Annotated in this window: 11 protein-coding genes; 4 read left to right on the forward strand and 7 right to left on the reverse strand. The window is 72.4% G+C overall.

Annotated features, from left to right (window positions below):
* Positions 1-60: 60 nt before the first annotated feature.
* The 5 genes from yjfF to AB0G79_RS32680 all read right to left on the reverse strand — a co-directional run bounded on the left by yjfF (position 61) and on the right by AB0G79_RS32680 (position 6,156).
* A complete protein-coding gene (gene yjfF, locus AB0G79_RS32660) occupies positions 61-1,068 on the reverse strand; it encodes a galactofuranose ABC transporter, permease protein YjfF (RefSeq protein WP_360812989.1) in 1,008 nt (335 codons plus the stop codon).
* Entirely contained in the window at positions 1,065-2,180 is a 1,116-nt protein-coding gene (locus tag AB0G79_RS32665) for an ABC transporter permease (protein WP_360812991.1), read from the reverse strand. The genes yjfF and AB0G79_RS32665 overlap by 4 nt, the downstream gene beginning before the upstream one ends.
* Positions 2,177-3,754, reverse strand: coding sequence for a sugar ABC transporter ATP-binding protein (locus AB0G79_RS32670; protein WP_360812993.1), 1,578 nt, complete (start codon positions 3,752-3,754; stop codon positions 2,177-2,179). Before AB0G79_RS32670 ends, AB0G79_RS32665 begins: the two co-directional genes overlap by 4 nt.
* A gap of 65 nt (positions 3,755-3,819) precedes the next feature.
* Entirely contained in the window at positions 3,820-4,821 is a 1,002-nt protein-coding gene (locus tag AB0G79_RS32675; protein WP_360812995.1) for an ABC transporter substrate-binding protein, read from the reverse strand.
* 321 nt (positions 4,822-5,142) lie between these two features.
* A complete protein-coding gene (locus tag AB0G79_RS32680; protein WP_360812996.1) occupies positions 5,143-6,156 on the reverse strand; it encodes a LacI family DNA-binding transcriptional regulator in 1,014 nt (337 codons plus the stop codon).
* A 336-nt stretch (positions 6,157-6,492) separates the two neighbouring features.
* On the opposite strand from AB0G79_RS32680, the gene AB0G79_RS32685 reads away from it, so the two are divergent.
* The 4 genes from AB0G79_RS32685 to AB0G79_RS32700 all read left to right on the forward strand — a co-directional run bounded on the left by AB0G79_RS32685 (position 6,493) and on the right by AB0G79_RS32700 (position 11,946).
* Positions 6,493-7,458: a glycoside hydrolase family 6 protein gene (locus tag AB0G79_RS32685; RefSeq protein WP_360812998.1), complete on the forward strand. Its 966-nt coding sequence runs from the start codon at positions 6,493-6,495 to the stop codon at positions 7,456-7,458.
* 167 nt (positions 7,459-7,625) lie between these two features.
* On the forward strand, positions 7,626-8,906 hold the full coding sequence (locus AB0G79_RS32690; protein ID WP_360813000.1) for a glycoside hydrolase family 6 protein: 1,281 nt from the start codon (positions 7,626-7,628) through the stop codon (positions 8,904-8,906).
* Between the two features lie 45 nt (positions 8,907-8,951).
* Positions 8,952-11,252, forward strand: coding sequence for a glycoside hydrolase family 9 protein (locus tag AB0G79_RS32695; protein WP_360813002.1), 2,301 nt, complete (start codon positions 8,952-8,954; stop codon positions 11,250-11,252).
* Positions 11,253-11,382: 130 nt separating this feature from the next.
* Entirely contained in the window at positions 11,383-11,946 is a 564-nt protein-coding gene (locus AB0G79_RS32700; RefSeq protein ID WP_360813004.1) for a YbaK/EbsC family protein, read from the forward strand.
* A 53-nt stretch (positions 11,947-11,999) separates the two neighbouring features.
* Here AB0G79_RS32700 and AB0G79_RS32705 read toward each other — a convergent pair whose 3' ends face one another.
* Both AB0G79_RS32705 and AB0G79_RS32710 read right to left on the reverse strand, forming a co-directional pair.
* On the reverse strand, positions 12,000-14,627 hold the full coding sequence (locus AB0G79_RS32705; RefSeq protein WP_360813037.1) for an RICIN domain-containing protein: 2,628 nt from the start codon (positions 14,625-14,627) through the stop codon (positions 12,000-12,002).
* A 100-nt stretch (positions 14,628-14,727) separates the two neighbouring features.
* On the reverse strand, positions 14,728-16,116 hold the full coding sequence (locus tag AB0G79_RS32710) for a non-reducing end alpha-L-arabinofuranosidase family hydrolase (protein ID WP_360813039.1): 1,389 nt from the start codon (positions 16,114-16,116) through the stop codon (positions 14,728-14,730).

Here is a 16,116-nt window from a genome sequence, read left to right on the forward strand (position 1 = left end):
AACGGGGGCAGGGAGTCCCTGCCCCCGTTCCGGGCGCGGTGAGGGGTGGGCCGGGGCGGGTCACTCCGCCGTACGGGCTCCGCCGAAGAGGCGCTGGAGGAGGATGAAGACGAACAACAGGCCGCCGATGACGATCCGGGTCCACCAGGAGCTGAGCGTGCCCTGGAAGCTGATGACGGTCTGGATCAGACCGAGGACGGTCACGCCCAGCGCGGTGCCGAGGACGAAGCCGGAGCCGCCGGTGAGCAGCGTCCCGCCGATGACGGCGGCGGCGATGGCGTCGAGTTCCATGCCGACGGCGTGCAGGGCGTAGCCGGACAGCATGTAGAAGGTCAGCAGCAGGCCGCCGAGGGCGGAGCACAGACCGCTGACGGCGTAGACCGCGATCTTGGTGCGGCCCACGGGCAGGCCCATGAGGCGGGTCGAGGACTCGTTGCCGCCGAGGGCGTAGACGGTGCGGCCGAAGCGGGTGTGGTGCAGGACGACGAAGGCGACGGCAAGGACCACGAGGGCGATGATCACGGCGGGCGAGACGAACAGGCCGCCGGGCAGGAGCACTCGGGTCTGCGCGATCCGCGTGGTCGTCGGGTCCGTGATGGAGATGGACTCGGTGCTGATCATGTAGCAGAGGCCGCGGGCGAGGAACATGCCCGCGAGGGTGACGATGAACGGCTGGATCTCGAAGGCGTGGATGACCCAGCCCATGAGGGCGCCGCCGCCGGCTCCGACCAGCAGGACCACGGGGACCGCGAGGGCGAGCGGCAGGCCGTTCTGTTCGACGAGCCAGGCCGTCAGCATGGTGGACAGGGCCACCATGGAGCCGACGGACAGGTCGATGCCGCCGGTGAGGATGACGAAGGTCATGCCGATGGCGACGACGAGCAGGAAGCCGTTGTCGATGAGGACGTTGAGCAGGACCTGCGCGGAGAAGAAGCCTTCGTAGTTCAGGGAGCCGACCGAGAACATCGCGACCAGCAGGGTGGCCGTCACGATGAGCGGGAGGCGGGCGGCGTGCCGTACCGAGAACCGCTGGAGCGGCTTGGCGAGGGAGCTGAGGGTGGTGCTCACGGGTGGACCTCCTGCCGGCGGGCCGTCACGTCGGCGGGGGCCGGCGCCGGTGCGACCGGACCGCGGCTGCCGCTCTTGCGGGAGAGCCGCGCGCGGAACGCGGGCGACTGGACGAGACAGACGACGATGACGACCAGGGCCTTGAAGACGAGGGTCGTCTCCGGCGGAACGCCGAGGGTGTAGATCGTGGTCGAGAGGGTCTGGATGATCAGGGCGCCCAGGACCGTGCCGCCGAGGGAGAACCGGCCGCCGGTGAGGGCGGTGCCGCCGACGACGACGGCGAGGATCGCGTCGAGTTCGATCCAGAGGCCCGCGTTGTTGCCGTCGGCGCTGGACACGTTGGAGCTGATCATCAGGCCGGCCACCGCGGCGCACAGGGCGCTGACGACGTACACGGTGACGAGGAGCCCGGACGCCCGGATGCCGACGAGACGGCTGGCGACCGGGTTGCCGCCCACCGACTCGATGAGCATGCCGAGCGCGGTCCGCCGGGTGACGAGGGAGGTCACGGCGACGAGCGCGGCGGCGAGCAGGACGGCGAAGGGAAGCGTGAGCCAGTAACCGCCGCCGATCATCTTGTAGGCGGGGCTGGACACGCTGATGATCTGGCCGTCGGTGATGAGCTGGGCCACGCCGCGCCCGGCGACCATGAGCACCAGCGTGGCGACGATGGGCTGGACGCCGAGCCGGGCGACGAGGAAGCCGTTGAGCAGGCCGATCGCGGCGGCGACGCCGAGCGCGGTCACGATCGCCGTGAGGACGGTGGGCAGGCTGCCGGGGTCGGCCGCCGTGGCGATGTGCTCGCACGCGAGCGCTCCGGCGATGGCGACCGTCGAGCCGACCGAGAGGTCGATGCCCCGGGTGGCGATGACCAGCGTCATGCCGAGCGAGACGAGGATCAGCGGGGCGCCGAACTGGAGGATGTCGACGAGGCTGCCGTACAGGTGTCCGTTCTGGACGCGGACGGCGAGGAAGTCGTGGGTGAGCGCGACGTTTCCGAGCAGCAGGGCGGCGAGGACGGCGGCGGGCCAGAACAGCGGGTGTCCGGTGAGCCGCCGGGAGCCGGGCGCCCGGGCCGGGCGCGTACCGGCGCCGGTGTCAGGTGGGGTCATGAGGTGGCTCCGGTGGCGATGGTGCCCAGGATGCGGTCGGGCGTCAGGGTCGTGTCGTTGGGAAGGGTGGCGACGAGGCGGTGGTCGCGCAGGACGCCGACCCGGTGGCTCAGCCGCAGGACTTCCTCGATCTCGGCGGAGATGTAGAGGACCGCCGTGCCCTCGGCGGCGAGGCGGGTCACCAGGCGCTGGATCTCCGTCTTCGCGCCGATGTCGATGCCCCGGGTGGGTTCGTCCAGGATGAGCAGCTCGGGGTCGGTGAGCAGCCACCGGGCGAGGAGCACCTTCTGCTGGTTGCCGCCGCTGAGGTTGCGGACCTGGGCCTCGGGGGCGGCCGGGCGGATGTCGAGGGTCTCGATCCACCGGGCGGCGATCTCGTCCTGCCGTGCGCGGGAGAGGGGCTTGGTCCAGCCGCGCGCGGCCTGGAGGGCGAGCACGATGTTCTCGCGGACGGTGAGTTCGCCGATGAGGCCCTCGGCCTTCCGGTTCTCGGAGCAGAAGGCGATCTTGTGGGCGATGGCGGTGCGCGGGGAGCGCAGCGCGGTGGGCTCGCCGTGGATCCGCAGCTCGCCCTCGTCGGCGTGGTCGGCGCCGAAGAGCAGCCGGGCCGCCTCGGTGCGTCCCGAGCCGAGGAGTCCGGCGAGGCCGATGACCTCGCCGCGGTGGATGTCGAGGTCGTACGGCTGGATGGACCCGGCCCTGCCCAGTCCGCCGGCGCTCAGGAAGGGGACGTCCGTCCGCTCGGTGCCGGTGGCGGTGCCGGTCTGGGATGTCTCGGCGAGCTCGTCCAGGCTGCGGAGTTCGCCGCCGACCATGCGGTGGACGAGGGAGACGGGCGTCAGCTCGTCGATCCGGTACTCGCCTTCGAGGCGGCCGTTGCGCAGGACGGTGACGCGGTCGCACAGGTCGAAGACCTGGTCGAGGAAGTGGGTCACGAAGAGGATCGCGACGCCCCGGTCGCGGAGCCGGCGGACGAGCGTGAAGAGCTGGGCGACCTCGTCGCGGTCGAGGCTGGAGGTGGGCTCGTCGAGGACGAGGACCTTGGCCTGGACGTCGACGGCGCGCACGATCGCGACGAGCTGCTGCACGGCGATCGAGTGCGCGCTCAGCGGCGCGCGGACGTCGAGGTCGAGTTCGAGCTCGGTGATGAGCCGCTCCGCGCGCGCGTGGAGGGCCGACCAGTGGACGAGTCCCAGGCGCCTGGGCTCACGGCCGATGAGGATGTTCTCGGCGACGGAGAGGTTGGGGCACAGGTTCACCTCCTGGTAGACCGTGCTGATTCCGGCGTGCTGGGCCTCCAGGGGTTCGGAGAACCGCCGCTGGTCACCGTCGACGGTGACGGTCCCCGCGTCCGGCGGGTGGACTCCGGTGAGCACCTTGATGAGGGTGGACTTGCCGGCGCCGTTCTCGCCCATCAGCGCGTGGACCTCGCCGGGGAAGAGGCGCAGGTCGACGCCGTCGAGGGCGAGGACGCCGGGGAAGGCCTTGCGGATGCCGCGGGCTTCCAGGACGGGCCGGCCGGTGGAGGCCGGTGTGCCGGGGGTGGGTGTGCGGGGGGTGGGTGGGGCTGCCATCCGCCCTCCTCTCCTGAGGGTCCGGGGGCGGCGCGAGGCCGCCCCCGGTGCGTGCGGGCGGTGGGTCAGTACTGGCGGCTGGGCAGGGCGGCCTCGGCCTGGTCCTGCGTGAAGACGCCCTCCTCGGTCTCGACCCGGCGCGGAACGTCCTCGCCGGCCGCGACCTTCTTGGCGAGCTCCATGAGCTGGTCGCCGAGGAGCGGGTTGCACTCGACGACCACGTTGATCTTCTTGTCCTTCATGGCGACGAAGGCGTCCTTGATGCCGTCGACGGAGATCACCTTGATGTCGGTGCCCGGCTTCTTGCCGGCCTCCTCGATGGCCTGGATGGCGCCCAGGGCCATGTCGTCGTTGTGCGCGTACAGGACGTCGATGTCCTCGTGGGACTTGAGGAAGGCCTGCATGACCTCCTTGCCCTTGGCGCGGGTGAAGTCGCCCGTCTGGGAGGCGACGACCTTGAACTTGGGGGTGCCCTTGATCGCCTCGGCGAAGCCCGCCTTGCGGTCGTTGGCGGGGGCGGAGCCGGTGGTGCCCTGGAGCTCGACGACGTTGACGGTGTCGGAGGACTTCTCGTACTCCTTCACGAGCCACTTCCCGGCCTCCTGGCCCTCCTTGACGAAGTCGGAGCCGAGGAAGGTGCGGTAGAGCGAGGTGTCCTTGGAGTCGACGGCGCGGTCGGTGAGGATGACCGGGATGCCGGCGTTCTTGGCCTCCTTCAGGACGGTGTCCCAGCCGGACTCCACCACCGGGGAGAAGGCGATGACGTCGACCTTCTGCTGGATGAAGGTGCGGATCGCCTTGATCTGGTTCTCCTGCTTCTGCTGCGCGTCGGAGAACTTCAGCTCGATGCCGGCCTTCTCGGCGGCGTCGCGAACGGACTTGGTGTTGGCGGTGCGCCAGCCGCTCTCGGCGCCCACCTGTGCGAACCCGAGCACCAGCTTGCCGTCGGAGTTGCCCTTTCCGGCGCCGCCGGTGGTGCCGGAGGCCGCGGGCTCGGTGGTGCAGGCGGTCAACACACTGCCGGCCAGGGCGGCGGCGGCGATGATGCGGAGGGTTCTGCGGGCCATGTCGTGGTTCCTCTCGGGGACGTGCGTCGTACCTGGCGGAGCCCTGGGGGAGATGGGCCCGGCGAAGGGGTGGCCGCGCAGCGTGGGTGGGATCGGGCGGGGGCAGGGGAATGCCTCGGCCCCGACGATCGGCCAGCTGGCGAACGCGTCACATTGTGAGCGCTAACAGAGCCGTAACTCAAGAGTTCGTACGGCTGTTACCTGTTCTTGATGCGCTACAGCGAGTTCGCAGGCTACGACCACGAGCAGTGATTGTGAGCGTTAACACTGATCGTCGGGACGACACCGCAGGTCGAAGGAGGAGGACGGCCCGGTCGCCCGTCAGGCGCTGGCGCGCCGGACCAGTCGCGTGGGGAGGATGAGCGGCGTCGGGGTCCGCCCGTCGAGGAGCGCGACGAGCATGCGCGCCATCTCGCGGCCGAGCCCCTCGACGGGCTGGTGCACCGTGGTCAGCGGCGGCTCCGCGAGCCGCGCCACCGCCAGGTCGTCGAAACCGACCACGGCGACGTCCTCGGGGACACGGCGGCCGGCCTCGCGCAGCGCGCGCAACGCCCCCGCCGCCATGTTGTCGCTGGCGGCGAACACCCCGTCCAGGTCCGGGTGGCGCGCGAGGAGCTCGGCCATCGCGGCCGCCCCGCTCCGCTCGGTGAAGTCACCCGCCTCCGGCGGGTACGGCACGAGGCCCGCCGCGAGCATGGCGTCCCGGTAGCCGCGGTGACGGGTGCGCCCCACCTCGGTGTCCGGCCGGCCGCAGATCGTCGCGACCCGGGTCCGGCCGAGCGAGACCAGGTGCTCGGTCGCGGCGCGCGCTCCCCCGAGGTTGTCGACGTCCACGTACCACCGGGGGTCCACGCCGACCGGGCGCCCGCCGAACACCACGGGAATCTCGGCCTCTTCGGCCGTGCGGGCCAGGGGATCGTCCTCGCGCAGCGCCATCAGCATCACGCCGTCGGCCCCCTTGGACCGCAGCAGTCGCTCCACGCGCCGGCGCCCCCGGTCGGAGGCGGCGAGGCACAGCATCAGATGCAGGTCGGCCTCGTCCAGCGCCGCCGAGGCGCCCACGATCACCTGGGCGAAGAACGGGTCGGCGAAGATCGACGGGTCCTCCCCCGAGACGACCAGGGCGGCCGCGCCGGTCTGCCGGGTCGCCAGCGCTCGGGCGGTCGGATTCGGAACGTATCCCAGCTCCTTGACGGCCCGTTCGACCGCTTCCCGCTTGGCGCGGCTGACGTGCGGGGCGTTGTTGAGCGCACGCGAGGCCACCGACCGCGAGACCCCGGCCCGTTCGGCCACCTCGTCGAGGGTCGGCTGCCGGTGCGACACCCCTTGCGCCATGATCCGCCTTCCCGGTCCGCGCCCGTCTCCCCTGGAAGACTGGAAGCGCTTCCAGTCCCGTCCGGTTTCAGGACTGTAAACGTTCTCCGCACTCCTGTGAAGTGCTCTTTAAGTGGCGGTACTTGACAGTGCAGATCGGCGCACCACACGATACGGCCACACCTCGGCCCCATGAACCGCCGACTGGTACCGCTTCCAGTGGGAGCGCTCCCAGCAGCCGTCGTGGGTTCCTGCGCGGCCGGAGTGGCCTCGTACCACCGCACACGTCCTCACCGCGTCACCCGCTCGGGACGAGACCGGGCGACGCGTCCGCCGTCAGGAAACCGAGGTACCGTCATGCGCCGCAGAATCCGCGCCCTCGTCGCAGCCCTCGCCGCGCTGCCGCTGGCACTCGCCGTCGCTCCGTCCGCCCACGCGGCGGACCCCACCACCCTGACGAGCGGGTTCTACGTGGATCCTGACTCCAGTGCGAAGCGCTGGGTCGCCGCCAACCCCGGCGACGGCCGGGCCCCCGCCGTCAACGCGTCCCTCGCCAACACGCCCATGGCCCGCTGGTTCGGCTCCTGGAGCGGCACCATCGGCACCGCGACGGGCGCTTACGCCGGGGCGGCGGACGCCCGCGACAAGCTGCCCGTCATGGTCGCCTACAACATCTACCTCCGCGACTCCTGCGGCGGCCAGTCATCGGGCGGTGCCTCGTCCCCGTCCGCGTACGCGAGCTGGATCGCCCAGTTCGCCGGCGGGATCGCCTCCCGCCCGGCCGTCGTCCTCCTCGAACCGGACTCCCTCGCGGACTACGGCTGCCTGAACCAGACCCAGATCCGCGAGCGCCAGACCATGATCAGCGGCGCCCTCGCCGAGTTCGGCCGCCAGGCCCCGAACACCTGGGTCTACCTCGACGCGGGGAACCCCGGGTGGGTGAACGCGGCGACGATGGCCCAGCGCCTCCACGAGGCCGGACTCCGCCAGGCGCACGGCTTCTCCCTCAACATCTCCAACTACTACACCACCGCCCAGAACACCGCCTACGGCAACGCCGTCAACGGCGAACTGGCCGCCCGCTACGGCTACACGAAGCCGTTCGTCGTCGACACCAGCCGCAACGGCAACGGCGCCAACGGCGAGTGGTGCAACGCGGCGGGCCGCCGCATCGGGACGCCCACCCGACTGGGCGGCGGCGCCGAGATGCTGCTGTGGATCAAGGCCCCCGGCGAGTCCGACGGCAACTGCGGCGTCGGGGCCGGGTCCACGGCCGGGCAGTTCCTCCCCGAGGTCGCCTACAAGATGATCTACGGCTACTGACGGCCGCGCCGTGCGGCCGGGACTCCTCGCCGAGTCCCACGGCCGGTTCTCCTCATCCCCCGACCCTCCTCATCGCCCGATCCTCCTCCCCCCGACCCTCCTCACCGCCCGATCCTCCTCACCGCCCGGTTCTCCTCATCCCCCCACCCCTCCGACCAGGAGCCCTCATGAAGTCACGCGCCCTCCGGCGCCGTGCGACGGCCGCCCTCGCGGCGCTCGCGGCCTGCGCGGCCCTCACCGCGACGCAGGGACAGGCCCACGCCGCGCCCGACGCCGATCCGCTCACGCCGGCCACGAGGTTCTACGTCGATCCCGACAGCAAGGCGGCCAGGCAGGCCCTCACCGACCTCGGCAAGGGCGATGTCGCGAACGCCGTGAACATGGCCAGGGTCGCGAGCTGGCCCCAGGCCGAGTGGTTCACCCAGGGCACCCCCGACGAGGTCCGCGCCAAGGTGAAGGGCCTCGTCCGGGAGGCCCGCGTCGTGAACCGGACGCCCGTCCTGGTCGCGTACAACGTCCCGGGCCGCGACTGCTCGCAGTACTCCAGCGGCGGCGCCGCCTCCTCCGCCGCCTACCGGCGGTGGATCGACGCCTTCGCCGCCGGCATCGGCGACGACAAGGCCGTCGTCGTGGTCGAACCCGACGGCCTCGCGCTCCTCCCGGGCGACTGCGGCCCCGACGTGGACCCGACCGGCGAGCTCACCGCGACCCGCGTCGCCGACCTCGCGTACGCCGTCCGGACGCTCAAGGCCCGGAGCCGTACCGCCGTCTACCTCGACGCGGGCAACGTCCAGTGGCGGCCCGTCGGCGAGATCGCGCGCCGACTGCTCGACGCCGGTGTGCGGGACAGCGACGGCTTCGCCCTCAACGTGTCCAACACCCACCCCACCGACCACAACGCGCGCTACGGCACCTGGATCTCCAAGTGCATGTGGTACGCCACCGAGGGGCCCGAGTGGGCCCGTGGGCACACCGACTGGTGCGCCACGCAGTACTACTCCGCCGCCGCGCCCAACGACGGCACCCCGGGCGGCGCGGTCGACTCGGCCGACCCCACGACCTGGCGCTGGACCGACGCCTGGTTCGACCAGAGCGTGGGCACGCCGCCGGCCGACGCGCTGCGCCACTTCGTCGTCGACACCAGCCGCAACGGCCTGGGCGCATGGACCCCGGAGCCCGGCAAGTACAGCGGCGACCCGGAGATCTGGTGCAACGCGCCCGGCCGCGGCCTGGGCCCGCGCCCGACCGCCGACACCGGCGTCCCGCTCGTCGACGCCTACCTGTGGATCAAGGTCCCCGGCGAGTCCGACGGCAGCTGCACGCGCAACACCGGCGGCACGATCGACCCCGAGTACGGGATCGTCGACCCGCCCGCCGGAGCCTGGTGGGCCGACCAGGCACACTCGCTGGCACGGAACGCCGCGCCGCGCCTGACCTTCAACCGCTGAGCCCGCCGAGACACCCCACCCCGCCCACCACCCCAGGAGCCGCACGTGCCCCCCACCCCGCGCTCGCCACTCCGCAACCCCTCACCCTCCCCGTCCCTCTCCCCATCTCCCTCTCCCTCCCGCCTCTCCGTCGCCCTCCTTGCCGGCACCCTCCTCGCCGGTGCCCTCGCGGCCGCGCCCGCCCTCGCCGACGCGTCCGCCACGGCGGCGACGACGACAGCGGCAGCGGTGGGCGCGGCGGGGGCGACCAGCGCCGTACGCGTCAACCAGGTCGGTTATCTCCCCGACGGCCCGAAGCGCGCCAGCGTCGTCACCACGGCGGCGCAGGCCCTCGGCTGGCAGCTGCGCGACGCGTCCGGGACCCTGGTCGCCTCCGGCACGACCGTCCCGCGCGGCGCGGACGCCCCCTCCGGGCAGTCCGTCCAGGTGGCGGACTTCTCCGCGCACCGGGCGGCGGGCACCGGATACGTCCTGACCGTCGACGGCACCAGCAGCGTCCCCTTCGACATCCGCGCGGACCTCTACGACACCCTGCGTTCCGACTCCATGGCGTTCTTCCACCACCAGCGCAGCGGCATCGCGATCGACGCCTCCCTCGTCGGTCCCGCCTACGCCCGCCCGGCGGCGCACCTCGGGGTGTCCCCCAACAAGGGGGACATATCCGTGCCGTGCCAGGCCACGGTGTGCGACTACACCCAGGACGTCAGGGGCGGCTGGTACGACGCCGGCGACCACGGCAAGTACGTGGTGAACGGCGGCCTCTCCACCTGGCTGCTCGTGAACTCCTTCGAGCGGGCCCAGCGGGCGGGCAGGGGAGCGGCCCTCGGGGACTCCACCCTGCGCGTCCCCGAGCGCGGCAACGGCGTGCCCGACGTCCTCGACGAGGCGCGCTGGGAGCTCGACTTCCTCCAGCGGATGCAGGTGCCCGAGGGCAAGCCGTACGCCGGCATGGCCTTCCACAAGATCCACGACGCGGCCTGGACGGGCATGCCGCTCCGCCCCGACCAGGACGCCCAGCAGCGCGAACTGCACCGCCCGTCCACGGCGGCCACGCTCAACCTCGCCGCGGCCGCCGCGCAGTGCGCCCGGGTCTACCGGCCGTACGACTCCGCCTACGCCGACCGCTGCCTGTCCGCCGCGCGCCGCGCCTGGACCGCCGCGAAGGCCAACCCGGCGATGTACGCGCCGGCCACCGACAGCACGGGCGGCGGCGCCTACGAGGACAACCGGGTCACCGACGAGTTCTACTGGGCCGCCGCCGAGCTGTACGCGGCGACCGGCGAGAGCGCGTACCGGGACGCGGTCACGTCGTCCCCGTGGCACACCTCCGCCGACGCGTTCAGCGCGTACGGGTTCGGCTGGCAGGACACCGCCGCGCTCGGGCGGCTCGTCCTGGCCACCGTCCCCACCGGGCTGCCCGCCACCGACACGGCGCGGATCCGCTCCTCCGTGACCGCCGCGGCCGACGTCTTCCTCTCCCGGATGTCCGCCCAGGGTTACGCGGTTCCCGTCCCCGCGGACGGCTACTTCTGGGGCTCGAACGGCGAGGTCGCCAACGACGCCGTCGTCATGGCCGTCGCGGGCGAACTGACGGGCGACGCGCGCTACCGCGCGGGGGCCCTGGAGACCCTGGACTACCTCCTCGGCCGCAACGCCCTGGGCCAGTCCTACGTCACCGGCTACGGCGAGACGTCCTCGCAGAACCAGCACCACCGTTTCTGGGCGCACCAGTTGGACGCCTCGCTCCCCCACCCGCCGGCCGGGTCCCTCGCGGGCGGTCCCAACAGCGGCCTGCAGGACCCGGTGGCCGAGGCGAGGCTGCGCGGCTGCGCACCCGCGGCCTGCTACGTCGACCACATCGACTCGTACTCGACCAACGAGGTGGCGGTGAACTGGAACGCGCCACTGGCCTGGATGGCCGCGTACGCCGCCGAGCGCCCCGACACCACCACCCCGACGCCGACGCCGACGCCGACCCCGACCCCCACTCCCACTCCCACCCCGACCCCGACGCCCACCCCCACTCCCTCGGGCGCCTGCGCGGTGACGTACGCGACCACCAACGTCTGGAACACCGGCTTCACGGCCAGCGTCACCGTCAAGAACACCGGTAGCACCGCCGTGGACGGATGGCAGCTGGCCTGGGCCTACGCGCCCGGCCAGAGCGTCACCAGCGCGTGGAACGCCACCGTCACCCAGACCGGCACCGCCGTCAGCGCCCGCAACGTCGACTGGAACCGCACGCTCGCCCCCGGCGCGACCGCGAGCTTCGGCGTCCAGGGCAGTCACACGGGCACGGCCCCGGCCCCCGCGGCCTTCACGCTCAACGGGAGCGCCTGCTCCTGACGGCCAACGCCGGGGCCCGGACGGAGACTTCCGCCCGGGCCCCGGTTCTCGGACGCGGGTGCGCGCCTGTCCGGCGGATCAGGGTCGGACAGGCCATGATCAGGGTCGGACAGGCCATAGAGTCACTCCTGTGAACGCATCCCTTCAGCCGCCCTTCGGCACCTTCGCCTCCGCCTTCGCCGCCCTGGACGTCCTCGACCGGCTCGTCGAGCCCGTCGCGCGGGCCCTGAAGACCTGGGACGCGCGGGACGCCGCCGAGGCGGTGCTGTACGTGGACACGGACCCCGACAAGGCCGACACGGCGGTGTTCTGCGAGACCTACGACGTGCCGCCGGAGCTCTCCGCGAACTGCGTGGTGGTCGCGGCGAAGCGCGGCGGGGCCGTCACCCTGGCCGCATGCCTGGCCCTGGCGGGCACGCGCGTGGACGTCAACAAGGCGGTCCGCAAGCACCTGGAGGCCCGCAAGGTGTCCTTCGCCCCCATGGACACCGCCGTCGGCGAGACGGGCATGGAGTACGGCGGGATCACCCCGGTCGGCCTCCCCGCCACCTGGCCCCTGCTGATCGACGAGGCCGTCGTCACGGCCCCGCACGTCCTGGTGGGCAGCGGCAGCCGCCGCGGCAAGCTCATCCTGCCGGGCTGGGCCACGGCCCGCCTCCCCGGCGCCGAGGTGATCACGGACCTGGCCGGCTGACCCGCACGGCACGTCGGCCCGGACGCACCCGCGCGTCCGGGCCGACGTGGCTGTCAGGACGGGTCGCCGTACTGGAGTCCGCGTCCGTTGGTGCCGACGTACACGCGGCCGAAGGTGTCGGGGTCGCCGGTGATGACGCCGACGCCGCCGATGCTGCCCCACTGGTGGGCGTCGTCGTTGACGCGGAGCCAGGTGGCGCCCTTGTCGGTGGACCGGAAGACGCCGGTGACGTCCCGCACGGTGCCGATCAGGTACAGGGCCTGGTAGGAGGCGCCGGGTGCGGCCTTGCCGTAGCCGAGGGCGGATGCGGACCTCACCGTGGTGAGCGCGGTGAAGGTGCGGCCGCCGTCGGTGGAGTGCAGCAGCCCCCGGCCGCCGCCGGCGATCCACAGGTCCCCCGCGACGCCGGGGACGGCCGTGAGCCGGCCGTCGGCGGGCAGGTTCGTGGCCCGGGGCGTGAAGGTCGCTCCGCCGTCGGTGCTGGCGTGGAGCGTGCCGCCGGCCAGCGAGTAGAACGTCCTGGCCGAGGAGCGGTCCGCCACGACCGCGGCGTCCGTCCCCAGACCGCCGACCTTCGACCAGCTCGCCCCCTTGTCCGTCGACCGGTACGGGACCTGGCCGGCCTCGGTCCAGACGATGGCCGAGCCGTCCGCCGCGAGCGCGACACGCCCGTCCCGGGCCCCGGCGACCGGCTCCGCCCTGAAACCGTTCCAGCTGATACCGCCGTCGGTCGAATAGGCGCCGTCCTGGGCGCCGCCGCGCCCGACGCGGACCATCACCGACGGCTTGGCCTGCGCGAAGTCGATGTCGGTGCTGTTGGTCATCACCGGGTTGCCCAGCCGCCCGGCGGGCACCTTGGTCAGGTCGTCGTGGCGGAAGCCCCCCTGGTCGCCCATGGCCGTGACGACGGCGGCGCCGCCGGGCGGCGCGACCGCGTCCATCAGCGCGGTCTCCTCGAGTCCCCGCGCCCCCACGGTCCAGTGGCTGCTGCCGCCCCGGTCGGTGGCGTCGGCGTCCTTGCTGCGCCAGATGCCGTTGCCGGTGCCGTACAGCACGTGTCCGGAGGCGAAGGGGTCGATGGCCAGGGCCGTCATCCAGTGCCCGGTGTGGGTGCCGACGTACGGCGCGGCCGAGGCGTTCCGTTCCGACCTCCCGGACAGCGCCTTCCAGGTCGTGCCGCCGTCGGTGGTCCGGTAGATCTCGTCCTCGGGCCACCAGCGGTCGAGGGTCGTGACCATCACCGTCGAGGGCTTGCGCGGGTCGACGGCCAGGCCGGAGAACCCGTAGCCGCCCCGCGACGGCGAGACGTTCCTCCACCCCCCGGCGGCCGGCGTGTGCTTCCACACCGAGCCCGCCGTCACGCCGTTGGGTCCGAGCGCGTCGGTGTACGTCAGGTACAGCGAGCCGTCCCCGGAGAGAACGCCGTGCTGGGGCAACTGGCCGGTGGGCTGACCGGGGACGGCCTGCCAGGTGGCGCCGCCGTCGGTCGAGCGGTACAGGGAGGTGGCCTTGTCGGCGACGCCGACGTAGACCGTCCCGCTCCCGGCCGGGCCGTACGTCACGAAGGAGACGCCCCCGCCGCTGCTCGCCCCGTCCTTGACGGGGAACGAGGAGACCTGCCGCCACGTCACACCGCTGTCCGTGCTGCGCCACAGCCCGTTCTTCCGTGTGCCGAGGAGCAGGTTGCGGTGGTCCGAGGGGTCGACCACGAGCCGTTCGCCCGCCCCGCGGCCGTCCTCGTTGCCGCCCAGCTTGAACGGCAGAGCCGTACGCCGGAAGGAGCGGCCCCGGTCGGTGGAGCGCAGGATCGCTCCGTTGCCGGCCCAGTCGTTGGTGTAGGTGCCCGTCGCGAGGTAGAGCCGGTCGGGGTCGACGGGGTCGGTGGCCAGCGCGTCGACGCCCAGCAGGTTCCAGTCCTTCTCGCCGAGCCAGTCGGTCAGCGGCAGCCACCGCTCGGCCGCGCCGTCCCAGCGGTAGGCGCCGCCCATGTCGGTGCGGGCGTACAGCAGGCCCTTCTCACGGGGGTTGAACACCAGCCCGGTGACGTAACCGCCGCCGACCACCTGGGCGTTCTTCCAGGTGTACGGTCCGGTCCCGGCGGCCGGGACCGAGGCCGTCCGCACCAGCTTCCACTGCTGGTTCGCGGTGCCGTGGCCGGGGTACTGGATGACCGCCGCGCCGTCGGACGTGGAGCCCCGGGAGACGTCCAGGACCTGACCGCTCCCGCGGGAGGTGAAGGTGACGGCGCCGGAACCGCCCACCTCGTCGATCCGCCACTCCTGGGAGGTGGAGGAGCTGTCGGTCTGCTGCTCGGCGGCGGCTCCCCGGGCGGTCGAACCGCCCGCTATGCCGAGCACCTTGCCGCTGTTGCGGTTCACCAGCTCGTAGTAGCCGTCCCGGGTGGGGCGCAGCCTCCACTGCTGGTTGGCGGTGTTCTGGTCGGTCCACTGCTGGACGCGGGTGCCGTCGGCCGTGGAGAAGGCGTTGACGTCCAGCGCCTTGCCGCTGCGCACGGAGACCAGCCTGTAGTAGGCGCCGCTGTCCACCGTCGCCGCTCGCGAGTCGTCCTGCACGAACAGGAGGTACGGGACGACGGTGGCGGGCACTCCGAGCAGCAGGACGGCGACGGTCCCCCGACGGCGGTGGCGCCCGCGGCGCCGCCCGTGGCCGGGGTTGCCCACAGCCGGGTCGCTGGTAGCCGGCTCGTTCATGGGGTGCTTGTTCATGGGGGGCTTGTTCATGGGGAGGTGTTTCTCCTTGTGCGACCGTGGGTCGGGCGGCTCAGCGCTTCAGGGTGAGGAGGCCGGGCCGGTAGGGCAGACGGTCGTAGGGGCCGCCCGCGGTCGGGGACTTGCCCTGGTAGAGGAACTGCAGGTGACAGGGGTCGACGGTCATCGTCTGGTCGGGGTTGTCGCGGACCAGGTCGCCGTGGCTGATGTCGTCGGTCCAGGTGGCGCCGCTGTTGGCCTTGCCCGCGAAGGGGTTGGCCTCGGTGGCGGCCTGGGGCGTCCACGTGCCGTTCAGGCTGGTGGCGGTGAACGAACGGAAGTAGCGCCGCTCGTTCGCGCCCCGGGCCTCGACGATCATGAGGTACTGGTTCCGGCCCTTGACCTTGTAGACCTGCGGCGCCTCGAAGAGGTTCTTCACGCTGTCGCTCATGACCGTCGTGTGCGAGGAGCCGAAGCTGCCCGGGAAGTTCCCGATCGGCATGCTGGCCCGGTAGATCCTGCCGTTGTCACCGGCGAAGAACAGGTACATGTTCGTGCCGTCGGCGATGAGCGTCTGGTCGATCGGACCGGTGCCGGATTCGGTGCGGGGGACGCTGCCGGTGAACAGGGGCCGCGGGGCGGACCAGCCGTTGGGGTCGGTGGGGTCGTTCGACGTGCGGTAGCTGAAGGGCCAGTCACCCCACTGGTACGCCAGCACCCAGATCTTCTTGGGCGCGAAGTAGAACAGCGTGGGCGCCACCGCGTTCCGGCCCATCCGGGCCTGGCCTGTCGAGGCCATGTCCGACCAGTTCGTGAAGGGACGGAACGCCATCGAGCCGTACGAGGATCCCGCCGCGCTCGACGCGTAGACGAGGTGCTTGCCGTTCAGCGTGACGTGGGTGAAGTCCTTCACCGCGTCCCAGCCGTTGGCCGGTTGCGCGAGGGCGCCCGTCGAGCTCCACCTGTACGTCGCGGGCAGCGCGCACGTCCCGGTGCCCGTCCCGCTCGGGACGGTCCACTTCTGGTTGCCGACGGGGACGCAGGCGTACAGCTGGATCCTGGTGCCGTTCGTGGTGGCGGCGCCGACGGCGTCGAGGCACAGCCCGGAGTGGACGCCGCTGATCGAGCCGTCGGGGTTGGCCTTCCACTGCTGGTTGGTACCGCCGTTGCAGTCCCAGACGACCACGGGGGTGCCGTTGGCGGTGCCCCTGCCGCTGGCGTCCAGGCACCTGCCGTCGCCGGACTTCAGCTCCTTGGCAGCGGTGTACGTCCACCGCTGCCGGGCCTGTCCCGCGCAGTCCCGCAGTTCCACCCGGGTGCCGTTGGTGGCGGATCCGGGGACGTCGACACAGCGTCCGGACGCCACTCCCCTGATCTCCCCCGTCCCGCCGCCCGGCTTGGCCGGACCGGTCCCGGAGCCGGAGCCGGAGCCGGAGCCGGAGCCGGCCTTGAGGGCGTTCAT

It is taken from the genome of Streptomyces sp. NPDC020807 (assembly GCF_040641575.1).
Taxonomy (GTDB): domain Bacteria; phylum Actinomycetota; class Actinomycetes; order Streptomycetales; family Streptomycetaceae; genus Streptomyces.